The sequence below is a fragment of the Photobacterium sp. TY1-4 genome, from assembly GCF_025398175.1.
Lineage (GTDB): Bacteria > Pseudomonadota > Gammaproteobacteria > Enterobacterales > Vibrionaceae > Photobacterium.
Genome location: NZ_CP099734.1, coordinates 2,013,106 through 2,035,534 on the forward strand (window position 1 = coordinate 2,013,106; position 22,429 = coordinate 2,035,534).

Sequence of the window (22,429 nt, forward strand, 5' to 3'; positions counted from 1 at the left end):
CTGCGAAATCACGAAACAACCCCGCAGGCTCAGAGCCGGACGGCAATCATTCTGGTTAGGACCGGGCTGCCAACACGCGCTCAACGGTATCGACGATCGCCTGCGTTTGCGGGTCGATTTCAATATTGACCCAATCACCAGCGCGACGCTGGCCAAACAGCGTCCGATTCAGCGTCTCCGGGATCAAATGGACACAGAACCGCGCGTCAGTCACCTCACCGATGGTCAGCGAACAGCCGTCAATGCCGATATAACCTTTACGCAGCACGTACTTACTGTAGTCCTCCGGTAAGTTGAACCACAGCGTACAATTGTTCGGGGTAGTGATCACCTCGCTGATCTCGGTGGTGAAGTTCACATGACCGGACATCGAATGGCCGCCGATTTCATCGCCAAATTTCGCCGCCCGCTCAATATTGACGTGATCGCCCACCGCCACCCGACCCAGGTTCGTTACTTTGAGCGTTTCCTGCATCAGATCGAAAGCAACCCGATCGCCTTCAATCGCCGTTACGGTCAGGCAGCAGCCGTTATGGGCAACCGATGCACCGATTTCCAACCCACAGAGCAACGCTTGCGGTAAGCGAATCACATGGGTCTGAAACTGCTCTTTTTTAATGATCTCAACAACTTCTGCGGTCCCTTGAACAATCCCGGTAAACATACATACTCCAGAGGAAAATCCGGTATCCGAATCATGGATACCGCTTGAAAAGCGTATCCTAGCACAACCAGTCCGTTTTCCCGGCAGGTGCTAACGGGCAAGCGGGAAATTCCGGCCAGGATTTCCGAAATCACAGCGTTTTTTAGTCGTTAACAATTGTGTCACGTTATTATCGCGCTATAATTCACCGCTCAGCACATTTGTATTACCTTTCTCTTACCCTGTTCCAGGAGCATCCCGTGCAAAACTATTGGCGAGAAACCCGTCATCTCTTGAAATTAGCCATTCCGGTACTGATCGCATCTGTGGCCCAAACTGCCATGGGGTTTGTCGATACCGTCATGGCCGGTGGCGTCAGCGCCACCGACATGGCGGCCGTTTCCGTCGCCGCCAGTATTTGGTTACCGGCTATTTTGTTTGGGGTCGGCCTGCTGATTGCGCTGGTGCCGATCGTTGCCCAGCTCAATGGTTCCGGAAAAAAAGAAAAGATCCCGTTTGAAGTGCAGCATGGATTTGTCCTCTCTGCGCTGGTGTCCGTTCCGATTATTCTGGTGCTCTATAACGCCGGAATGCTGATTGATTTGATGGACGTCGAGCCGGTTCTGGCTGAGAAAACCATCGGCTATCTGCATGCGGTACTCTACGCTGTTCCCGGCCTGTTGTTCTTCCAAACCCTGAAAAGCTTCTCCGAAGGGCTGTCTTTGACCATTCCCGGGATGGTCATCGGCTTTATCGGCCTGGCCGCGAACATTCCGCTGAACTGGATCTTTGTCTACGGTAAATTCGGCGCACCGGAAATGGGCGGGGTTGGCTGTGGGGTCGCAACCGCGATTGTCTACTGGCTGATGTTCATCGCAATGCTGATCTACGTGTTTATCAACAAGCGTTTAAAGCAAGCGGGTCTGTTTACCACCCTGTACCAGCCGCAGCCGAAGGCTGTTCTGCGCCTGTTTAAGCTGGGCTTCCCGGTCGCAGCCTCGCTGTTTTTTGAAGTTTCCCTGTTTGCAGCGATTGCCCTGCTGATCTCTCCCTTGGGTTCGATTGTGGTGGCCGCGCACCAGGTGGCAATCAACTTCTCCTCCCTGATCTTTATGCTGCCGATGAGCTTCGGCGCAGCACTGAGTATCCGGGTGGGTTTCCTGATGGGGAAAGAAGAGATTGATGAAGCCCGAATTGCCAGCCACAGCGGGATAATGGTAGCGATCGGAATGTCCCTCATCACCGCAATCTTGACTGTTGTGTTTCGAGAAGAAATCGCCCTGCTCTACACCGACAATCCTGAGGTTGTGCTGCTGGCCGGTCAACTACTGTTCCTGGCCGCGGTGTACCAGTGCAGTGACGCAGTCCAGGTGGTTGCCGCCGGTGCCCTGCGCGGCTATAAAGATATGCAGGCGATTTTCTCCCGCACCTTTATTGCCTATTGGATCCTGGGCCTGCCGTCCGGGTACATTCTGGGCATGACCGATTGGGTGGTAGCACCAATGGGTCCGCACGGCTTCTGGTACGGAAACATCATCGGCCTGACGTCCGCCGCCGTCATGCTGGCCGTGCGGATGCGCTGGGTACATCATCAGGACAACCAGTTCCAACTGGCAATGTCGCTGCGATAAGCACAGCACCTCCCCCTTCGAATGACAAGGCGACTCAGGTCGCCTTTTCTTTTTGCGCCAAAGTTAACCATAATAGAGAAAGCAATGATAAAAAACATAAGCTTACGTGATGCAAAAATGCCCTGCGATCGCTGTACTCCTCCTTTGCTTCGCCCTCTTCGGGTGTGAGCGCAATAGCTCGGAAGCCAGTTTCGAAATCTATCAACAACGCCTCGCCAGCGTCCTGGAGGTGCCGACACCTGCCGCACCAAAGACCCAAACACCACCCCTGCCGGATATCCGTGATCTGCTTCTGCCGATAGAGGAAATCCGAATCGGCCTGCTCGATGCATATGAGCTCCGAAAGTGCGGCCTGTTCCAGCTCATCGCAGAGCGAAACTCAACCCTGGGCAAACTTCAGGATAAGACCCGCCAGATGCGCTATGAGCTGCTGTTTATGGACGGGCTGGAATACTGCCTTAGTACGTTACCGGAAGACTCAGAGCTGCGGCCCCAGCTTGAACAGTTTCACGCCTTAAAACGCCGGCAGCTGCCGCATTATTTATGGAACATGCTGACAACGGGGGAAGAATGGCGCCGGCAACTGAACCTGTTCACCCACGCCTTTCCGCTGGACAGCTTCCCCGGTGCCACAGAGAACCAGGAGGCGATGCGCTATTTGCAACATATTCACCAACGAATTATCCGGGAAGAGACTCTGCCACCCAAGCAGGCGGAAGGTTTACTCCATCATCAAGCAGCCATTCACACCTTTCGTTACTTCGGCCAGCTCGTCTATTCGATGGCCCGCGCCAGCGACTGGCTCAACACCACCACCCGGTTGCTGGAAGCCCATGAATCCGCGGTCATCTGCGGCGCAAACCGCAACCAGCAGCAAGCGGAATATCTAAGTAATGTGTTCTATCGTTTTTTTGCCGCCGACCTGCAGCCTTATCTCACCGAACTCGACAGCCAGTACCAGCAGATCCAGGGACCACTACGGACGTTGTTGAACCCACCAACAGAACTCGGTCCCCGGTTCGCGCCCTATTATGACTATTACGTCGCCGGTCAGCTCTATCAGGACTATCGCCAGGCCATCCTCAACCATGTCCGTTTTTGGCAGCGCACGTTCAAACGCTGCCAGATCAAAGTCGGTTTGCAGCACCAATCCAACTAATGCTACGCAAACTAGCACTCGTCCAACCAACACCGGAGGCAACCCGGGCTATCTATCCCGGGGGAATCCCTCTATGATGAACTTAGCTGTGCTATCAGGCACATAGGTGGATCGCATAGGGAAGGAATACAAATGAAAAAGAATAAAAACGATGCCAAATTACTGAAAAAAGCACTGGAATTAGGTTTTGCCTTTGCGCACAAGCAGGGCTATGGCGATTTGGATAAAAGCGTCTCGGCCAAAGACAAGGTTGAATGTATTTACCGCCTGCTCGTTGCGGCCAAGCAAATTACACCACTGGCTCCGGAACAAGAAGACGGTCCCAATATGAAGCATAAGCTGGTGCTGTGGATTTCCCGCTTGTTGCCCCCGGATCACGAGTTGCTGAAATAAGCATTGCGACGCATACCGCGGTCAGGTAACGTATTTTGATTCAACATCATCCAGGGAAGGGAGACATGCGGCGAGTCATATTTAACCAAAAAGGTGGCGTGGGGAAATCAAGCATTGCGGCAAACCTGGCAGCGCTGAGCGCGGCACATGGCTACAGAACACTGCTGATCGATTTGGATGTTCAGGGCAACAGCAGCCATTATCTCGGCTACGATCCCCGCGATGACGCCGGGGCAGATCAAAGTAAAAATATTGCTGAGCTGCTGAATCAAACCGTCGGCTGGTTTTCAGTCTCCACGCCGGTCAAAGCCTTTCCCCAACCGACGCAATTCCCCAAGTTAGATATCATTCCGTCCAGCCCCAAACTGGAGAAAATTGAATCTGAGCTCGAGCGCCGCTACAAAATCTACAAGCTCCGGGATGCGCTCGATGAACTCGAAAAAAATTATGATCGCATTTACATTGATACCCCGCCCAACTTTAACTTTTTCAGTAAAGCTGCACTCATTGCCGCACAGCGGCTACTGATCCCGTTTGATTGCGACAGCTTTTCCCAGCAAGCCCTGATGACCTTGCTCAATAATGTCGCCGAGCTTCGCGAAGATCATAACCCTCGGCTTGAAGTCGAAGGCGTGATTGTCAACATGTTCAACGCCCAGGCAAACTTTCCGGCCAAAATCATTGCCGATCTGAGTGACATCGGTTTACCGATCCTCAAGCCCTATTTGCCTCTGTCAGTCAAAATGAAAGAGTCACATTACCACCAGCAACCGCTGATCCATATGCTCCCGAATCACAAGCTGACCCAAGCTTTTGAACAGTTATTTGAACATCTGGAGCAAACCGCACCCAGCAGGCTAGAAACTGAACAATAACAAGGCATTACTCTTTGGAAAACCGAAGTCATGATGCTGGTTTTAAGCCTGTTGTTGCTGGTTTGGCTTACGCTTTGCGTAAACAGTAAGCAAACACGCGCTTTTTTCAGTTTTTATGGATAGTTGCACTTGCGCCCCCATCATGAAGTGTTTAATATCCACCTTGTTCTCAGGAACATGACAGTTCAGTGATACGACCGTAGCTCAGCTGGTTAGAGCACCACCTTGACATGGTGGGGGTCGGTGGTTCGAGTCCACTCGGTCGTACCAATTTTGAATGTTAAACCAGAACATTCAATATACTGTGAACAATCTGCGTCTGTAGCTCAGCTGGTTAGAGTACTACCTTGACATGGTAGGGGTCGGTGGTTCGAGTCCACTCAGACGCACCAATTTGATAATGCCCTGCTCCTTCGATTCTTGTCAATTAAGCGGCGCATGACAAACAATACGACCGTAGCTCAGCTGGTTAGAGCACCACCTTGACATGGTGGGGGTCGGTGGTTCGAGTCCACTCGGTCGTACCAATTTTGAACGTTAAACCAGAACGTTTCGAAATACTGAAACAAAATCTGCGTCTGTAGCTCAGCTGGTTAGAGTACTACCTTGACATGGTAGGGGTCGGTGGTTCGAGTCCACTCAGACGCACCAAATTAAGAATGCCCTGCCCTTTCGATTCATGTCGATAAACGCAGTGCATCAAAAACAATACGACCGTAGCTCAGCTGGTTAGAGCACCACCTTGACATGGTGGGGGTCGGTGGTTCGAGTCCACTCGGTCGTACCAATTTCGAACGTTCAACCCAAACGATTCGAAATAATGTAACAAAATTTGCGTCTGTAGCTCAGCTGGTTAGAGTACTACCTTGACATGGTAGGGGTCGGTGGTTCGAGTCCACTCAGACGCACCATTTTCCTCGAAAGAGATTGAAAAGCCTGTTCTTTGGAACAGGCTTTTTTGTATTCCGACGTCACTGTCGACAAACTGTCTCGGAACCAGATTTACCGGGCCTGTCTTTACTGAGCCAAGCTGTATCAGACCGAGCGATACCCGAAAAAACTAGCGGGCGACAAACTCACGTATTGGCGCCAGCAACAAAGCCGTCAAATCCAGCTGTGGTCCGGTATATGGAATCGAGTTAGTCGTCATCAGCTGGCGCACCCCTTTATCCAATAACCGTTGATCCGAGCTATCGGCAAAAATACCGTGAATGGCCGCGCAGTCAATGGTTCCGAGCCCCTGGGCCTGTAAGGCATCGACGGTTTTCAGCAAAGTTTCGCCACTGGCAATCACATCATCAATGATCACCGCTGTTCGGTCCTGATACGGACGAAGATCCGGCAGCGTCACCTGAACATCCCGATCGCCACGGCGCAACTTGGTGCCAATCACGAACGGATGGCCACTTTGTGTCGCAACATCCGACACCCACTGGTGGCTTTCTTGATCAGGCCCGATCAAGAGCAACTGTTCCCTTGCTGCCAGCCATGCCGTCAGTAGTGATGTTGCATGAAGCACCCGAGTCGGGATCGTATAAATCTCATCCAGAGTTTGATAACGGTGCAGGTGCGGATCCACGGTGATCAGCCAGTCCATCTCCCGGGACAATTGTCCGGCAAAAATACGCGAAGTTACGGCTTCTCCCGGCATAAACCGAAAATCCTGACGCATATAGCAAAGATAAGGCGCAACCAGCCCCACACTGGTTGCACCGAGTTCACGCAAGGTCGCCGCCAGATAGACCATCGGCAAATACTTGTCATCCGGCCGGGACAGATCTGCCAGAATGATACAGGGCCGCCCGCTAACATCACTTTCCACGCGCAGGTAAGACTCGCCATCCGGGAAGCGCCGGGAATCGAGCTGCCCCGGCTGTGCCGGCAGTTGCTGACCCAAACTCCGGGCTAACGGATGCGGTGTCAGCGCAAACAACACCGGATGATTCTGCTGCGGGTGAAGCTGCACCCTTTCTTCAGTCATCAGCCACCTCGATTACAAGCCGTCGCCAATCACAAACATATCTAAGTTTTCCCGGTAGTACGCCAAGGCATAATCCCGCTCACCCAGGCTTTGCGTCAACAGGGTGAACAGCGGCGCCCCTTCTTCAACCCAGTCCCCCACAGCCACATGAAAACGCAGGCCTGCGCTGGCTTCATTCGGGGCCCCGGCCAGCTTCGCTAACCGGGCGAGGCGACGATTATCGATTCGCAACACCTTGCCGCTGTGCAGGGCATACTGAACCTGCTGATGGTGCGCGGTCGGTAGGATTTTCACCGGGCCTTGCGCCTGAAGAATTCGCTGAAACTGCGCCCAGGCAGCACCGCTGTCCAGGATTTGAGTGGCCTGAGCCAACGCGGCATCCAGCCCCTCACCAAACGCAAAGTCGAGCAACTCAGCCGACAACTGCAACGCCCGCGTCCTGAGCTCACCGGCCAGCCCGGCTTCACCTTTGAGGATGGCCAGGATCTCCCTGGCTTCCTCCGCCGGACCAATCCCCAAACCAATCGGATGGCTGCCGTCGGTGATCACACAGCGAACGTTCAACCCCAGCGCCAAACCGACCAACGGGAAGAGCTCCGCCAGTCGGTAGGCATCCTCTTGGTTCCGTACTTTGGCCGTCTCGCCGACCGGAATATCGATCAACACATGGGTAGAACCGGCAGCAATTTTTTTCGACAACACCGAAGCAATCAGTTGTCCTTCGCCATCCAGATCCAGTGCTCGCTCGACCCGGATCAGCACTTCATCTACCGGACTCAGGCTCACCGCTCCACCCCAAGCCAGACAGGCACCGGTTTGCTCCACCACGGTTTGCAACTGTGTCAGGTGCAGATCCACCGTCGTCAGGGTTTCCATGGTATCTGCCGTTCCGGCGGGTGATGTGATTGCCCGCGACGAGGTCTTCGGGATCACCAATCCGGCGGCACTGACAATTGCCACCACCAAGGGGGTCGTCCGGTTTCCCGGCAGCCCGCCGACACAGTGCTTATCAAACACCCGCTCATGCCCGGGCCAAGTCAGCCGTTTGCCGCAATCGACCATTGCGCGCGTCAGCGCAATAATCTCAATGGAACTCAGCCGCTGACCGGCACAGGCCGTCAGAAAGCTGGCTATCTCGATGTCACTGTAATGATGGGACCGGATATCCGCAATGATGGCTCGGATATCCAGATCATTGAGCTCGTGGCCATAAATTTTCTTCCGCAGCGCGCTCAGCGAAGGCACTAAGGGCACATGCTTCACCAGAACCTGATCACCACTGGCAACCCCGAGGCGTTGAAAGGCCACATCAGAAAACCCGATATGATGGTGCGGTATCACGTGCTTCGCCACCACATTCAGTGTCGCAATAATCACCTGCCCATCCGATTCAACCGCAACCCGGGAGCTGGCCACCAGCCCCTCGGCGCGACAGATATGACAGTCACTCCGCATATAGACCACCGGCTCCTGGTGGGTATCAATCCCCATTTTCATTGCGGTCAGCAGATGCTTCTTCTCCATACGGTTCGGCACCTCATGTTGTGGTTATCCATTGCCCATCGGATCTCAACAACGTCCTGGCTGTCTTGCCCCATACGAACTCACCCGCATGGTCAATCTCCGGTTAAATGGTCACAATGCTCTGGTATCCGGCGATATCGACCCGATATTTGGTGGTTTGTTGCAGGTGATCCCGCATCCCTTCGAGGGCATCCGGGTCGCCGTGGATCAGCTGGATGGGAGTATGCTGACGTAAGGCAGAGCGTTTCAGCCACGCCATGATATCGACATAATCCCCGTGCCCCGACAAACCTTCAATCACTTCAACTTCGGCCCTGTTTGCGACCCAATCCCCGTGGATTTTAACGTGCTCAACGCCTTCCAGCATTTTGGCGCCGCGGGTCCCGCCAGCCTGGTAACCGACAAACAGGATGGTGGTGCGGTGATCCGACAATCGCTGCTTCATATGATGCAGAATCCGCCCGCCCGTCACCATACCGCTACCGGCAATAATAATCATCGGCCCCTGCTTTTCAGCAATCATCTTCGATTCATCCACCGTGCGGGTAAACACTGCAACGTTACACATCGCGTGGCACTGATCCGGATTCAGCTTATGCTCCACTGCGTAACGGCAATAAATATCAGACACATCAATCGCCATCGGGCTGTCGAGGTAAGTCGGTAGTTTGGGGATCCGTTTCTCAGCCATCAGTTGCGATAACATGTGCAGCAAGGTTTGGGCACGTCCGACCGCGAAGCTGGGGATCAACAAGGTTCCCCCTTTCTGCGCCGTACGATTCACCACATCGGCCAGCGCGGCCATCGGATCGCCGGCATCATGCCGCCGGTTCCCATAAGTGGACTCCAGAAACAACATATCCAGAGTCGGCAGTGGTTCCGGCGGGCGCATCAGAATGTCATCCGGGCGCCCGACATCCCCGGAGAATCCGATCACCTTGCCTTCCGCCTGAAGGATCACACTGGCTGCCCCGAGAATATGACCGGCATTTTGCAGTCGAAGCCGGATATCCCCAACCTCGAACGTTTCCTCGTAATTGACCGACTGAAACAACGCCATCGACGCTTCCCCGGTCGGCCGATCATAGAGTGGCTCCGGCTTTTCGTGCTTACTCAGCTGATGCTTGTGATAAAAATTCGCATCTTCTTCCTGCAAATGTCCGCTATCGGCCAGCAAAATCGCGCAGAGCTCTTTTGTTGCACTGTGCGTGATCACCGGTCCCCGATATCCGCGCTTATAGAGCACCGGAATAAAGCCGGAATGATCTAAATGTGCATGGGTCAGCACAATGGCGTCCAATTTATCGATATCAAACAGTTGCGGCTGCCAGTTCCGTCGACGCAACCACTTGTAACCCTGATACAAACCACAGTCGATCAAAATCCGGGTGGTTTGAGTCTCCACCAGAAATTTCGATCCCGTGACCGTTTCACAACCACCAAGACAGAAAATCTTCATCGTTTTCCACAACTAAAAAGAAGGTGCTCCATCAATAGTAGTGTCGCTGGCGCCATTCCACGAAATTTCATCCCCGCTTTAGGGCATGACCATGCCATCTCTGCGCAACCGAGTCGTCATCAGGCCGTCATCGACTGATGTTAGTTGCGTGAAAATAATCACACTTTAAACAGAATGTAATCACATGGTTTCTATTCTATAAAGGCATATTGTTGACAGTTATCACAATTTCAAAAGCAACCGATTGCGAGTAATTACTCTAAGTGTGAGCATATAGACAGTTATTTGCGATTCAATGTTAAAAATCTAACACTTTCTAAGGTCAAATAATGAAGATGACTACGGCTCACAAAACCAAACTTGCGGCACTTGTTTCTGCCCTGCTCTGCGCATCCAGCGCTCATGCAGCCAAGATTTACCAGGACGAACATGGCAACGCCATGAACCTGTACGGTGAAGTCGGCGTTGGCGGCCACTTCGGTGCCAACTACGAATACGGCGAGTTCTATGCCGATCAGGGCTACATTGACGATTCATTCGCCACACTCGGGGTTAAAGGCAACAACGGCGATCTGCAGTATCGCCTTGAAGTCGACTACGAGCGCGAAAACTGGGCCTACGGCTCCGGCGATATGGTGCTGAGCATCGACAAGCTGTACCTGGGCTACATCCTGAATGACTACCACTACGTTGAATTTGGCCTGACCGACACCGCCTTCGACGACTACGACAAGTGGGGCGACTTTACATTTGATACCACCGTCGAAACCGGTGAAGCAGGCGATCAGGATGCCACCGTCAAATATGAAGGGACTTATGGCAGCGTGAAACTGGGCACCTCATACAGTTACAACGCCCAATCGTCTTCCGGTGCCCTGCTGGGTGACGTAGTGAACGGTTATCTTGGCTACTTCGGCGACCGCTTCTCTGCCGTGGTGGGGCTGGAAGGTCGCGCCGGGTCTGAAGGCGAATCGAAGTATGGTGAGCAACGACTCGTTGGCTTCGGCATGCGCTTTGCCCTGACCGACAGCCTGCTGTTCGGCCTCAATGCCTTCTACGAAGAAGAAGACATTGCCCAGTCGAAGACAACCGTGGATGCAACAGACCCGAACAACAAGGTTTACGCCTTTAACGACTACCAGACCTTAAAGAACGAAGGTGCACTGGTCTCTGCCAAATACATTCTGACCGAGCAATGGGAGTTTGTAGGTTCGGCAAACTACGAATCTTATGAGAAGTGGGAAGCGGATAGCGAATTCTGGGACGGTAAAAACACCGACTGGGGCAACAGCCGCACCTGGGGCACCCTGGGCGTGAACTTCAAGCCGACCCGCTCTTCGGTGATCGCGATTGAAGGTAACGTCGGCGAAGCGGCCCAGGATGCCTACGCCTACGCCCGTGTCTACTTCTAAACATTTTGTGAATACGCTATCTGCGACTGACGAATGAGAACTCACAATGAATAAGAAAATTACTGTCCTCTCTGCGGCCATTGCTACCGCTCTCTCCGCCCCTGCACTGGCGGATATCAACGATATTATTATTTCCGAGTATGTCGAAGGCTCGAGCTACAACAAAGCCATTGAACTGACCAACCTAGGGGCGACGGATTACACCTTCCCGGCACATATCGAGCTTTCCCGCCAGAAAGACGGTAAGGAGTGGAGTACAGTTGTAAATTCCAAAGGAGATCCTGCGCTAAGTGGCGAGACTATTCCTGCCGGCAAATCCATTATCATCCACCAGCCAAATCCAAGTAATAGCGATACGAATTTACTTGATGCCGTTTCTGCAAATGGAAAAGCATACGGTTCTAAAGCAATTCCAACGACCTCTGTTTCCCATAATGGCAATGATGCCATTGCGCTAAGAGATATGTCCGGCGAAACACCAAAAATTCTTGATATTGTTGGTGTACTGGACAGTGCTGATGACTGGGGGAAAGATGTCACCCTCCGTCGCTACAATACAGCGAACGCCCAGAAGAGCACCTATACCCCTACCGATTGGCTCTTCGAAGCCAAAAATACTTTTAACGGTTTAGGGGATCCGGCGCTTGCTGAAAAAGCGGTAGCACCAACCCCATGTACTGACGCCGCTGGTAAGTTTGAAACCAAAGTGATTGGTGAAGTTCAGGGCACCGGTTACCGCTCGCCACTGATCGCAGACGGTAAATTTATCAGCGACACCGAATATCAAATTGAAGGTGTGGTCAGCGCAGTGGGCAGCAGCCTGATGAAAGGCTTCTACCTGTATCAAAGCGATAATAATGAGCTGACTTCAGACGGCGTGTTTGTGGCCACAGAAGCTTTTGTGGATGAAAGCCTAGTCGGCAAAACGGTTTGTGTGATTGGTAAAGTTGAAGAAGCTTATGGCCTGACACAGATTCTGCCGACAGATGATCAGTGGGAAGTGAAAGAAGATGCACCAGTTCCGTCAGCGGTAGAACTGGTTCGCATCCCGGCAGACGGTGAGAACTTCCGTGCTACGCTGGAGCGCCATGAAGGCATGAAGGTCAGGCTGCCAAAAGATATGGATAGCAGCCAACAAGGCGACCAGGACATGCGAGTGTCGCGGACCTTCAGCTACGACTATGACAGCCGCCGAGACAATATGGTGCTGGCCTACACTCGTCCGAACATGCAGCCGAACCAGCAACATGTGGCGGGTAGCGTGGAATCGCAGCTTCAGGCCAGCCAGAACAAGAATTACCGTCTGTTTGTCGATTCCGACAAGAAAGCGCCAAGCGGCGAAATTCCGTACTACCCGGATTTCAACACCAAACCACACAGTAACTACATCCGGGTGAATGACAGTATTGTCGGCCTGGAAGGGATGATCACCTATAGTTATGGTGATTTCCGTCTGGTCCCAACCAATGAGATCACCAGCAAGAACATCACCCGAAACACACCGCGGACATCCTCACCCGAGCTGAACGATGAGACCACGTTCGAGCAGTTCCCAATCCGCATTGCGACCCAAAACGTGCTGAACTTCTTCAACTCACCATACGGCGGTGCAGACAACCAGCATGGCGACAACCGAGGCGCCGAGAGTGAGATTGAGTACATCAAGCAGAAAGATAAAATTGTTGAAGCGGTTTATGGCTTGAATGCCGATATCATCGGCCTGATGGAAATCGAGAACAACGGTTTTGGCGACTACAGCGCCATCACAGAGCTGGTCAACGCGGTAAACGAGAAATACACCGACGATCGCTACTCTGCGCGCCATTACAAAAACTCGGTTGAAAACAAATATGTTTTCGTTGGTTTCGATTCTGACGGCAACGCCCTACTGGACGACCTGGACGCCATCGGCGGTGATGCGATTTCATCCGGCCTGCTCTACCGCCCGAGCAAGGTGACGCTGGAATTCTCGAAAGTCATCCCGATGCCGTACCAGAAGGCACCGATGATCACCGATGAGAACGGCGCAGCAATCGTCGACAGCAAAGGCGAAATCCGTGAGAGCGGCAAGAACTACCAGCGGGATACCGTGGCTGCCACCTTCTGGGTGAACAATACCGGTAAGAAACTGACCGTAGCCGTCAACCACCTGAAATCTAAAGGCTCAACTTGTTGGGAAGACTGGCAAGGCTGGGAGAAATGGGACAACTTTGATCCGGCAAAAGACGATGTCAAAGATGATGACTTCCAGGGTTCTTGCGAAAACTTCCGGGTTGCAGCTGCTGATCACTTAGGGAAAGAAATGGCTAAGATCGGTGGTGATCGAGTCGTCATGGGCGACATGAACTCTTACGCTCAGGAAGACCCGATGCTGGTGCTGACAACAATCCCTGCTGGGAAAACCCTGAAAGCCGCTCGCGATACTTTCATTGGCTATAAGCCTCAGTTTGGTGAGAACGGTGGCGTCATCACCGAAGACTATGGTTATATCAATGCCGTATCCCTGAAGGATGAAGCCAATCAACGCACCAGCTGGAGCTACTCGTACAATGACGAAATCGGCTCACTGGATCATGTCCTGATCACCAAAACTCTGGAAACCAAACTGTTGGATGCGACAGACTGGCATATTAACTCTTCCGAGTCGCCACTGTTTGATTACAAGCATAAGAATAAGGGCAGCTCAACGGTTATCGACCGCCTCTACAGTGCCAATGCATTCCGCTCTTCTGACCATGATTCCGCGATTATCGCCCTGGGTTATGGCTACGGTGAAACCGCAGGCGAGCGCGTGATCCTGGCGAGTAAGAGTGACCGAATCGAAGTGGCCTACCCAGTGAAAGGCGGAACAGCGGGGCAAATTGCCAAGATTTCGTTCTCCCCAGCACCGGCGGACATGACCAACGTAGCGCTGCCGTCAGTCACCCTGAAAGAGAGCGGCGACCAGACCGTGATGTTTGATGTCAACGGCATCAAGCCAGGTGATTACACGGTAACCATGGAATTGCTCAACCCGCTGACCAAAGCGGCTACAACAGAAGCGACCCGCACCATGCAGGTCACCGTTATTAAACGTGATTCGCTGACCCCGAAAACCACTGTACAGCCATATGACGGCAGCGGCGGTTCTTTCGGCCTGTTTGGTCTGCTATCAATGCTGGGCCTTGGCTTCCTGCGCCGCAATAAGCGCTAAGCCACGTTAAGCAAGACAAGGGAGCAAATCCCATCACGCAAAGAGGCCGACTCCCGGCCTCTTTTTTTTGCTTACACCTCCCGCAGTAAAGCGGTCAAAACCCGACGACATCGGTGAAGTAAGGCTTACTGCGCTCCGGAACCAGGGACGCACTCCTGGTAAGCGAGCGGAATATCCGCATCGCAAATAAACTGATCCATTTGCTTCAAATCACAAACAAACGCCGATTTCACGGTACCCAGTTTGCTGTGATCCGCCAGCAGAATTTTTTGCCGCGATTGGCGAATAGCCTTTCGCTTATACGGCAGCTCTTTGTAGGAATAACAGGTGATCCCCATGGCCACATCCACCCCGGCCGCAGAGACAAACATCAAATCAAACCGCAGGTTATCGATCTCACTCTGATCCCCGAGCGGGTAAAAATTATCATGCTGGGGATCATACTCCCCACCACACAGAATCGCGCTACAGTTGGCCTTTTTTTTCAACGCCATAAACGTATTGAGGGAAAAACAAACCCCGGTAAACGGGATCTGCTCGTCAATGGCCGCAATCAAGTGAATATTGGTGGTCCCGTTATCAAAGAAAATGGTCTGATTTTCTGCCACGTAGGCCGCAGCCATCGAGCCAATCAGTTGCTTTTCCTGGACGTGATTCCCGGTCTGTTCCTGCAAGATATAGCGACCGCCCGGCTGATGTCTTGGCTTGCTGACAATATACCCACCAATCAGGCTTACCAACTCGCTGGGATCACTTAAATCCCGCCGAATGGTCATTTCAGACACGCCCAGTTGCTGGGCCGCCTCTTTTAAATGTATCTTTTCCCGACCCGCCAGAAGCGCATGGAGCTGCTTCAACCGGCGATCTCTTTTCGTTTCTGCCATTCGCAGCCCTGCTCTCCCTTCAATCAACACCAAATGCAACACCAGAAGCCTCATGCCACCCCGTCAAATCAGCGGCGGACGCTCTGGTGAATGACTGTCTACTGCTAGGATAGAACAAGTTCAAACTTCTATAAAACGAGCATTATCAACAGTTTGATCAGGATTTGGAATTCGCGGCTTTTTCTTTCGGGATCAGTTCCACCACCTGCTCCTGCTCAGTCGCATGGGTGGTGCCCAGGAACTTTCCCCCCCGCTCAATGCTCAGGTTGTCGCAGTAAATCGTGCCGGAGACCACCCCGTTTTCCAGGATTTCCATCACGTTGGCCCGACAGGTGCCTTCGACCAAACCGTTCACCACGATTTTGTCCGCCTGAATCTCACCTTTCAGTCGACCTTTGCGGCTGACCATGAGGTTTTTCTCCAGGCAGATCTTCCCTTCGATCATTCCGTCAACCTGCATATTACAAGCTAACTGGAGCTCTCCCTGGATAAAGCATCCTTCTGCGATGAGAGTTGTACCTGCAGACTGACCCGCTGCGTCACCTTGTTTATTAAAGAAACCCATTTCACGTTCCTCTCTTTCTCAAATATCTGTTCAAAGTTATCCATTTCCCAGTCCACGAACGGTGCCGGATCCAATGCCCGACCGACAAACCGAACTTCGTAATGCAGATGAGGACCGGAAGAAAGCCCGGAATTGCCGGAATAGGCAATCAAGTCCCCTTTGTTGACAAAGTCACCATTGCGGACAGCAAATTTTTTCAGGTGGGAATAGGAAGAGGTAAATCCAAATGCATGTCGCAGTCGCAAGTAGTTGCCCGAACCCTGCTTGCTCGGCCGGACTGCCGACACCACGCCATCGGCCGGTGCATACACCGGCGTGCCGGTATTTACGGCAAAATCGAGTCCCCGGTGCATTCGCTTCAGCCCGGTCACCGGGTGCTTGCGTACACCAAATCGAGAGGAGCGTCTGGCATCTTTCACCGGCGAGCCGCTGGGCAAGGTATCGAGCACAATTCTGCGCACCACCGAATTAATCGTAGCCACATCCAGCCGATCCTCCAGGGTTTTCAGTTCCCCGGAGTCACCACCAAGGACCTGCTCCAGCTGATCCAGGCGCTCTGACACCAGAGTTAAGCGCAAATCCTTGTCGTCGAGCGCCCCCTCCAAATCGGCTCGTTGCTGCTGCAATTCGGCCAGCTGGTCGTGAACCTCACGGGACTGCTGCGCCAGCGCCAGTTGTTTCTCTGTCGCAGCCTCCAACGCTGTTTGCAGATATGCAATGAAACCGACTGCGACTATGCCAGAAATGAACAGTAGTGCCCCGGCGCCCCACACCCCATAACGGAAGCGTTTTCCGATCCGGAAGTGTCTGGAACCCTGCGTGGAGGAGACAGAGATGGTGATATGTTCCTTCATCATTTTGCAAACTCAAGAATGCCTCTGCCCTGAATGGCGACCAACTGCCCCGTACTGTTAATTTTCATCTCACAATATTTGAGACATTACGCAAAAAAACAAATGAAACAAAACACATAAGTAACTTGAATACCTTATCAAGGTCGACAGTCAGGCTGTAAACTAACAATAATCTGTGCCGTGTATGCCCACGCCGTATCTTCCACAAGGACAGTTGCTGATGTTGCCGTTAAAAAAATTGCTATCCAGAAAACCCTGGATTATTTCCCTGTTTGTTATCCTGATCATCGCGCTCTGGCTGCTCAGCGGACAGGCAACGGTTGACGCCGAAAAACCGGAGAATGCCAAGGGCACGCAACAGTCCTCGGCACCGCCGCTGGCAAAAGTTGTGGTGGAACAATTTCAGGCCAGCCCGACGCAAAAAGTCATCATCCTCTATGGCCGCACAGCGCCGGATCGCAAAGCAACCCTGGCAGCCCAGGTGGCCGGCGCGGTGGAATCTCTCCAGATCCGCAAAGGGCAGCGCGTGACCGAAGGCCAACCTCTGCTGCGGCTTGACAAAGCCGACCGTGAGCTGCAACTGAAACGGGCCCAGGCGCTGCTGCGGGTTCGAGAGAAAGAGTTCAACGCCTCACGCTCGCTACGCGCCAAAGGACTGCAAGGCGAAGTTGCCCTGAGCCAGGCCGAAGCAGCATTGATTGAAGCCAAGGCCACGGTTCGCAACTTGGAGCTAGCGCTGGAAGATACCGCCATCACGGCCCCTTTTGACGGGATTGTCGAAAACCTGCTGGTCGAGAAAGGCGATTACCTCGGGATTGGTGATCCAGTGGCGACCATCGTCGATCTCAATCCGCTGGTGATCAGCGCAGATGTCAGTGAACGTCACATCCAGAACATCCGGAGCGGACTGGATGCCAATATTACCCTGGTGGACGGCGCGAAAACCAAGGGCGAGCTGCGGTATCAGGCCTCGGTGGCCGACCCGCAAACCAACACCTTCGCAATTGAAATTGAAATCCCCAACCCGGACATGCGCCTAAACGCCGGTGCCAGCGCCAGTGTCGAGCTGGTGCTCGATACCCTGGAAGCTATCAAAGTCAGTCCTTCCATGCTGGCCCTCGATGAAGCCGGCAACTTGGGGATCAAAACGCTGGCGGAGGACAACAAAGTCAGCTTCGTGCCGATTTCAATCGTCAAAGTCGAGCCCGACGGCATCTGGCTCGATGGCGTCGGCAAGCAAGTCTCGGTGATCACTGTGGGCCAGGGATTCGTACGTGATGGAGAAAGCGTGATCCCGGTACGACAGGCGGAGGCGAAGTAATGCTGACGTTAATCGATGCGGCGCTCAGCCGCGCCCGAACCATGATCACCCTGCTGATCCTCATTCTGATCGCCGGGGCCATCATGTACCGCCTGATGCCCAAAGAATCAAACCCCGATATCACCATCCCGGTCATTTACACCTCGGTCACCCATGAGGGGATCAGTCCGGAAGATGCCGAACGACTGTTGGTACGCCCGCTGGAGAAAGAGCTGCGCACCATCGAAGGCATTAAAGAAATGGAAGCCACCGCTGCCGAAGGCTATGCCTCGGTTGTCCTGGAGTTCAATGCCGGGATCGATATCGAAGAAGCTCTAACCGATGTACGCGAAGCAGTCGATCTGGCCAAGGTGAAACTGCCCAGCGACAGCGACGAGCCGAAAGTCAAAGAGATCACCATCGCCAGTTTTGACCCGGTCTTGTCCATGGTGCTCTACGGCACCGTCCCCGAGCGAACCATCGTCCAGATCGCCCGCAAACTCCAGAATGAGCTGGAAAGTTATCGCCAGGTGTTGGAAGTCGACATTGCCGGAGACCGGGAAGATGTCGTCGAAGTGGTGGTTGAACCCCTGCTGATGGAAAGCTACGGCCTGGATCAGGCTGACGTATTCAACCTGGTGGCCCGAAATAACCGGGTGGTCGCCGCCGGTTATATCGACAGCGGATACGGCCGTTTCTCCGTGAAGGTCCCTTCCGTTTTTGACTCCCTGAAAGATATTCTCGAGTTGCCGATCAAAGTCGAAGGCAACACCGTGATCACCTTCGGGGACATCGCCACCGTGCGCCGGGCATTTCGCGATCCCGACAGCTTTGCCCGCCTGAACGGCCAACCCGCCGTGGTGCTGGATGTGAAGAAACGGGCCGGGGAAAACATCATTGAGACGGTCGACATTGTCAAAGCGGTGATGGCGGAAGCCCAGCAGTTAGACGACTGGCCCGATAATCTGCTGGTGGAATACACCCTGGATCAATCCAAGGATGTCAAAACCATGCTGGTGGATCTCCAGAACAACATCCTGTCGGCGATCATCCTGGTGGTGATCGTGATCCTGGCAATCCTCGGTGCCCGTACGGCGCTGCTGGTCGGGATCTCGATCCCCGGTTCCTTCCTCACCGGTTTGCTGGTCCTGGCCGTGAGCGGCGTGACTATCAATATTGTGGTGCTGTTTTCGCTGATCATGGCGGTCGGGATGCTGGTCGACGGCGCCATCGTGGTCACCGAATATGCCGACCGACGAATGCAGGAAAACATTCCGCGCAAACAGGCGTATCAGGAAGCGGCCAAGCGCATGGCTTGGCCGATCACGGCCTCAACGGCCACCACCCTGGCTGCCTTTGCTCCCATGTTGTTCTGGCCGGATACTACCGGGGAGTTCATGCGCTATCTGCCGATGACCCTGATTGCAACCTTGAGTGCCTCCCTGGTGATGGCCATGCTGTTCGTGCCGGTACTCGGCAGTGTGCTCGGTAAGCCGCAATACATCAGCCCGAAACAGCAACAGCGGAAAATTGCCGTCGAGAACGGTCAGTTTGACCAAGCGACCGGCCTCACCCGGCTCTACCTCAACAGCTTAAGTCTTGCGATTCGCCATCCGCTGAAGATCTTACTGGGAGCGTTCGTCTTTTCCGTCGTGGTCGCGGTTGCCTATGCCAAAGCCGGACTAGGCGTGGTTTTCTTCCCGGATGTCGATCCACCGCACTTCACGATTAAGGCCCGCTCACAGGGGGATTTGTCTATCTTTGAAAAAGACCAGCTGATGCAACAAGTCGAATCGCGCGTGATCGGCACCGAGGGCATCAGCAGCGTCTACACCCGGACCGGGGGAGATGATCAGATCGGTCACATTCAGATCAACCCGCTCGACTGGCAATACCGGCCGCCGATTAAAGATATCATTGCTGAGCTACGGGAAAAAACAGCCGATCTGGCCGGGATTGAGCTGGAATTTACCTCCCCGGATGCCGGACCGCCCAGTGAACACGACTTGTTAATTGAGGTCAGCGGCAACAACAGCACCGAGATGTCGCAGACTGTTCAGCTGATCCGCCGCTGGATCGAGTCCCAGCCCGCGTTTACCAATATCTCTGACTCGGACAACAAGCCGGGAATTGACTGGGAGATTAATATCGCCCGGGATGATGCCGCCCGCTTCGGCGGGGATGCCACCCTGGTTGGCAACACGGTTCAGTTTGTCACCAACGGGTTGAAGATCGGCGAATACCTACCCAATGATACCGATGAAGAAGTCGATATCCTGGTACGTTATCCGCAAGATAAACGAGATATCGGCCAGTTCAACGAACTACGGATCAAAACCCAGTACGGGTTGGTGCCAATTACCAACTTCTCCAGTATTACGCCGTCTCCCAAGCAACATACGATCAGCCGGATTGATGGCAAGCGAGTAGTTCAGGTGATGGCAGATATGGCTCCGGGTTTCAACCTGAGCCTGGAAATCCCCAATATTCAGGCGGCCCTTGATCAAATGTCGATTGCAACCGGTGTGACGGTTGAAATTCGCGGCCAGAACGAAGAGCAAGCGGCCTCACAGCAATTCCTGGAAAGTGCATTTGTGGTGGCACTGGCCGTGATGGGGCTGATCCTGGTCACTCAGTTCAATAGTTTCTACCAGGCTTTCCTGATCCTGAGTGCCGTGCTGTTCTCAACCGTGGGCGTGTTCCTCGGATTGCTGATTTTCCAGCGGCCGTTCGGCGTCATCATGTCCGGGATCGGGGTGATCTCGCTGGCCGGGATTGTGGTCAACAACAACATCGTGTTGATTGACACCTATAACCAACTGCGTAAGCAGGGCTACGAGAAAACCGTCGCTATCATGCACACCGGTGCCCAGCGTTTACGTCCGGTGCTGCTGACCACCATCACCACGATTCTCGGGCTGCTGCCGATGGTACTGGAAATGAACATTGACCTGATCGGCCGGAAAGTGGAATTCGGCGCGCCGAGTACCCAATGGTGGTCGCAGCTGGCGACGGCGGTTGCCGGCGGTCTGACCTTCGCGACTCTGCTGACCCTGATCCTCACCCCTTGCTTGCTGATGCTGGGCCGGGATCAACATCAGAAGATCCAGCGTCGTCGGTTTGTCTATCAACCCAGTCACCACCAGCAACTGGAAAAACCGAAAGAAGTAACGCGGGAGAAAACGGAAGATGTTTATTAGCGATGTGCCGGACGTACTTTGACAGTACCCGGGTACCGAAAATGAAAACAGCCAGCATTAAGCTGGCTGTTTTTTCGCTGTTCTCCGACAGACTTGATGCCGTTAATCACCTCAAGACGGTTGACGACGCGGCGCGAACTTCTTCGTCATCCCATGGCTTGACGGCGCAACCATTCTGTATCCCAGTTTTTCATAAAACACCGGTTCATCTGCAATCATGGAGACATAAGACCCCTCAAGAGCCACGGAAGCCAGATAGCCGTCAATATGCGTCATGATTTGGCGCCCCAAGCCTTGTCCCTGATAGTGCGGGTCCACCGCCACATCCACCACCTCAAAATTACAGGCGCCGTCACCGACCACACGCCCCATCGCAACCAGGGCTTCGCCATCGTAAATTGAAACACCATACAAGGAATTCGGTAATCCGATGGTCGCCGCCTGCAGGGATTTTACGGACAGACCGGCTTTCACTCGCAAAGCACAGAACATTTCTGCACCGGGCACTTGTTCAACAATATTTAATGTCATGATTGGTCACTCCTTGTTCAGGCGGGTAATCATACACATGAATACTGTATAAATAAACATACTCCGTCATATCCAGCAACCTCCAAAAAGGAAAATAATTTCAACGAGTTCGCTTAAGGCGCAGCATGGCTCGTCACGATATTCCGGCTGAACTGATAATCCGGGTATTCCTGATTCAGTAAATCGACCACATCCAGCCATGCTTGCTGACCCAGCGAGAGCGGTGTTATTGCCGTCGGTAAAAGCGCCCACGGTGCCAAATGAAACCCCCAGGAAACTCCGCCCACAGGATACAACACGCCATGGCGTTCCGTTAATCCGAACAACATTCCCTGCCAGTTTAAATCCATATGCGGCGCGACCTGCCAACCGGGATTGTCTCTGAACACCGTTCCCAGACTGTAAAATGGGATACTGTGTTCTCTTTTTTCCTGCGCGCCGACATCGACAAAGGTCCAGAGATCATCTTGGGCGCCAAATGAGGCATGCTTGCCGGTGAGCTGTTTCTGTCCGGTGGTGGTCACGGGATGAACCCAGTGCGTCACCGCTGCTGACGACACTTCAATCGACGGAAATTTCGGGGCGTAGCAGTCGCCATTGCCTTGGGCGACGAACCGGATATCGAACTCGGTAGCGCTCCCCCACCCGCTCACCGTTTGTTGCACAAGAGACGGGTCGTCAAAACATTTGGCATAACTCCCGTGGGCAATGTTGGTGGCCAACAGCGCATTTCGATACAGGCCGAATGAAATATATGCCGCAATCACAAGGACGACGATACCGATCAAACCGGCTAAAAAGCGTTTCATCTCACTCCAGACTTCC

General features: G+C 53.4%; 17 protein-coding genes and 6 tRNA genes. 14 read left to right on the forward strand and 9 right to left on the reverse strand.

Translation table 11 applies throughout. The features are described 5' to 3' along the window. Positions 1-55: 55 nt before the first annotated feature. The gene (locus tag NH461_RS09520) at positions 56-664 is read right to left on the reverse strand and encodes a riboflavin synthase subunit alpha (RefSeq protein ID WP_261600128.1); all 609 of its coding nucleotides are present in this window, start codon (positions 662-664) and stop codon (positions 56-58) included. 239 nt (positions 665-903) lie between these two features. Here NH461_RS09520 and NH461_RS09525 point away from each other — a divergent pair, with 239 nt between their 5' ends. From NH461_RS09525 to NH461_RS09570, 10 genes are all read left to right on the forward strand, one after another. Continuing rightward, on the forward strand, positions 904-2,274 hold the full coding sequence (locus tag NH461_RS09525; protein WP_261600129.1) for an MATE family efflux transporter: 1,371 nt from the start codon (positions 904-906) through the stop codon (positions 2,272-2,274). Positions 2,275-2,383: 109 nt separating this feature from the next. Next, positions 2,384-3,433, forward strand: coding sequence for a DUF3080 domain-containing protein (locus NH461_RS09530; RefSeq protein WP_261600130.1), 1,050 nt, complete (start codon positions 2,384-2,386; stop codon positions 3,431-3,433). A 132-nt stretch (positions 3,434-3,565) separates the two neighbouring features. Further along, complete coding sequence (locus NH461_RS09535) at positions 3,566-3,826, forward strand: DUF5062 family protein (protein ID WP_261600131.1); 261 nt, start codon at positions 3,566-3,568, stop codon at positions 3,824-3,826. A gap of 65 nt (positions 3,827-3,891) precedes the next feature. After that, a complete protein-coding gene (locus NH461_RS09540) occupies positions 3,892-4,701 on the forward strand; it encodes a ParA family protein (protein ID WP_261600132.1) in 810 nt (269 codons plus the stop codon). Positions 4,702-4,894: 193 nt separating this feature from the next. Then, positions 4,895-4,971, forward strand: a tRNA-Val gene (locus NH461_RS09545). A gap of 45 nt (positions 4,972-5,016) precedes the next feature. Beyond that, positions 5,017-5,093: transfer RNA gene (locus tag NH461_RS09550), tRNA-Val, on the forward strand. 58 nt (positions 5,094-5,151) lie between these two features. Continuing rightward, positions 5,152-5,228 (forward strand) — tRNA-Val (locus tag NH461_RS09555). Between the two features lie 47 nt (positions 5,229-5,275). Continuing rightward, positions 5,276-5,352 (forward strand) — tRNA-Val (locus NH461_RS09560). Positions 5,353-5,411: 59 nt separating this feature from the next. Further along, positions 5,412-5,488: transfer RNA gene (locus NH461_RS09565), tRNA-Val, on the forward strand. A 47-nt stretch (positions 5,489-5,535) separates the two neighbouring features. Beyond that, a tRNA-Val gene (locus tag NH461_RS09570) sits at positions 5,536-5,612 on the forward strand. 149 nt (positions 5,613-5,761) lie between these two features. On the opposite strand, the gene NH461_RS09575 is transcribed toward NH461_RS09570, so the two are convergent. The 3 genes from NH461_RS09575 to NH461_RS09585 all read right to left on the reverse strand — a co-directional run bounded on the left by NH461_RS09575 (position 5,762) and on the right by NH461_RS09585 (position 9,665). Further along, on the reverse strand, positions 5,762-6,682 hold the full coding sequence (locus NH461_RS09575) for a ribose-phosphate diphosphokinase (RefSeq protein WP_261600133.1): 921 nt from the start codon (positions 6,680-6,682) through the stop codon (positions 5,762-5,764). A 12-nt stretch (positions 6,683-6,694) separates the two neighbouring features. After that, the gene (locus NH461_RS09580) at positions 6,695-8,206 is read right to left on the reverse strand and encodes a thymidine phosphorylase family protein (protein WP_261600134.1); all 1,512 of its coding nucleotides are present in this window, start codon (positions 8,204-8,206) and stop codon (positions 6,695-6,697) included. Positions 8,207-8,309: 103 nt separating this feature from the next. Further along, complete coding sequence (locus NH461_RS09585; RefSeq protein ID WP_261600135.1) at positions 8,310-9,665, reverse strand: MBL fold metallo-hydrolase RNA specificity domain-containing protein; 1,356 nt, start codon at positions 9,663-9,665, stop codon at positions 8,310-8,312. A 329-nt stretch (positions 9,666-9,994) separates the two neighbouring features. Between NH461_RS09585 and NH461_RS09590 the strand changes: the two genes are divergently transcribed. Beyond that, positions 9,995-11,077, forward strand: a complete 1,083-nt coding sequence (locus NH461_RS09590; RefSeq protein WP_261600136.1) for a porin — start codon at positions 9,995-9,997, stop codon at positions 11,075-11,077. Between the two features lie 46 nt (positions 11,078-11,123). Continuing rightward, positions 11,124-14,270: an ExeM/NucH family extracellular endonuclease gene (locus NH461_RS09595; RefSeq protein WP_261600137.1), complete on the forward strand. Its 3,147-nt coding sequence runs from the start codon at positions 11,124-11,126 to the stop codon at positions 14,268-14,270. Between the two features lie 125 nt (positions 14,271-14,395). Here the strand turns inward: NH461_RS09595 and deoR are convergent, their stop codons facing one another. The 3 genes from deoR to NH461_RS09610 form a co-directional block, all read right to left on the reverse strand. Next, on the reverse strand, positions 14,396-15,154 hold the full coding sequence (gene deoR, locus NH461_RS09600; protein WP_261600138.1) for a DNA-binding transcriptional repressor DeoR: 759 nt from the start codon (positions 15,152-15,154) through the stop codon (positions 14,396-14,398). Positions 15,155-15,311: 157 nt separating this feature from the next. Then, the gene (locus NH461_RS09605) at positions 15,312-15,614 is read right to left on the reverse strand and encodes a polymer-forming cytoskeletal protein (protein WP_261600139.1); all 303 of its coding nucleotides are present in this window, start codon (positions 15,612-15,614) and stop codon (positions 15,312-15,314) included. 8 nt (positions 15,615-15,622) lie between these two features. After that, positions 15,623-16,573 (reverse strand): M23 family metallopeptidase, encoded by a 951-nt coding sequence (locus tag NH461_RS09610; RefSeq protein WP_261602875.1) that lies wholly within the window; start codon positions 16,571-16,573, stop codon positions 15,623-15,625. Positions 16,574-16,793: 220 nt separating this feature from the next. Between NH461_RS09610 and NH461_RS09615 the strand changes: the two genes are divergently transcribed. Beyond that, on the forward strand, positions 16,794-17,894 hold the full coding sequence (locus tag NH461_RS09615) for an efflux RND transporter periplasmic adaptor subunit (protein ID WP_261600140.1): 1,101 nt from the start codon (positions 16,794-16,796) through the stop codon (positions 17,892-17,894). Beyond that, a complete protein-coding gene (locus tag NH461_RS09620; RefSeq protein ID WP_261600141.1) occupies positions 17,894-21,073 on the forward strand; it encodes an efflux RND transporter permease subunit in 3,180 nt (1,059 codons plus the stop codon). The genes NH461_RS09615 and NH461_RS09620 overlap by 1 nt, the downstream gene beginning before the upstream one ends. A 111-nt stretch (positions 21,074-21,184) precedes the next feature. On the opposite strand, the gene NH461_RS09625 is transcribed toward NH461_RS09620, so the two are convergent. Next, complete coding sequence (locus tag NH461_RS09625; RefSeq protein WP_261600142.1) at positions 21,185-21,604, reverse strand: GNAT family N-acetyltransferase; 420 nt, start codon at positions 21,602-21,604, stop codon at positions 21,185-21,187. Positions 21,605-21,717: 113 nt separating this feature from the next. Beyond that, positions 21,718-22,413, reverse strand: coding sequence for a hypothetical protein (locus tag NH461_RS09630; RefSeq protein WP_261600143.1), 696 nt, complete (start codon positions 22,411-22,413; stop codon positions 21,718-21,720). Between the last annotated feature and the right edge of the window lie 16 nt (positions 22,414-22,429).

Coding starts and splice junctions, on each gene's coding strand:
- NH461_RS09580 (WP_261600134.1), bottom strand. CDS start 8,206: ATGGAGAAGAAGCATCTGCTGACCGCAATGAAAATGGGGATTGATACC.
- NH461_RS09520 (WP_261600128.1), bottom strand. CDS start 664: ATGTTTACCGGGATTGTTCAAGGGACCGCAGAAGTTGTTGAGATCATT.
- NH461_RS09590 (WP_261600136.1), top strand. CDS start 9,995: ATGAAGATGACTACGGCTCACAAAACCAAACTTGCGGCACTTGTTTCT.
- deoR (WP_261600138.1), bottom strand. CDS start 15,154: ATGGCAGAAACGAAAAGAGATCGCCGGTTGAAGCAGCTCCATGCGCTT.
- NH461_RS09585 (WP_261600135.1), bottom strand. CDS start 9,665: ATGAAGATTTTCTGTCTTGGTGGTTGTGAAACGGTCACGGGATCGAAA.
- NH461_RS09610 (WP_261602875.1), bottom strand. CDS start 16,573: ATGAAGGAACATATCACCATCTCTGTCTCCTCCACGCAGGGTTCCAGA.
- NH461_RS09620 (WP_261600141.1), top strand. CDS start 17,894: ATGCTGACGTTAATCGATGCGGCGCTCAGCCGCGCCCGAACCATGATC.
- NH461_RS09605 (WP_261600139.1), bottom strand. CDS start 15,614: ATGCAGGTTGACGGAATGATCGAAGGGAAGATCTGCCTGGAGAAAAAC.
- NH461_RS09625 (WP_261600142.1), bottom strand. CDS start 21,604: ATGACATTAAATATTGTTGAACAAGTGCCCGGTGCAGAAATGTTCTGT.
- NH461_RS09535 (WP_261600131.1), top strand. CDS start 3,566: ATGAAAAAGAATAAAAACGATGCCAAATTACTGAAAAAAGCACTGGAA.
- NH461_RS09530 (WP_261600130.1), top strand. CDS start 2,384: ATGCAAAAATGCCCTGCGATCGCTGTACTCCTCCTTTGCTTCGCCCTC.
- NH461_RS09630 (WP_261600143.1), bottom strand. CDS start 22,413: ATGAAACGCTTTTTAGCCGGTTTGATCGGTATCGTCGTCCTTGTGATT.
- NH461_RS09540 (WP_261600132.1), top strand. CDS start 3,892: ATGCGGCGAGTCATATTTAACCAAAAAGGTGGCGTGGGGAAATCAAGC.
- NH461_RS09595 (WP_261600137.1), top strand. CDS start 11,124: ATGAATAAGAAAATTACTGTCCTCTCTGCGGCCATTGCTACCGCTCTC.
- NH461_RS09615 (WP_261600140.1), top strand. CDS start 16,794: ATGTTGCCGTTAAAAAAATTGCTATCCAGAAAACCCTGGATTATTTCC.
- NH461_RS09575 (WP_261600133.1), bottom strand. CDS start 6,682: ATGACTGAAGAAAGGGTGCAGCTTCACCCGCAGCAGAATCATCCGGTG.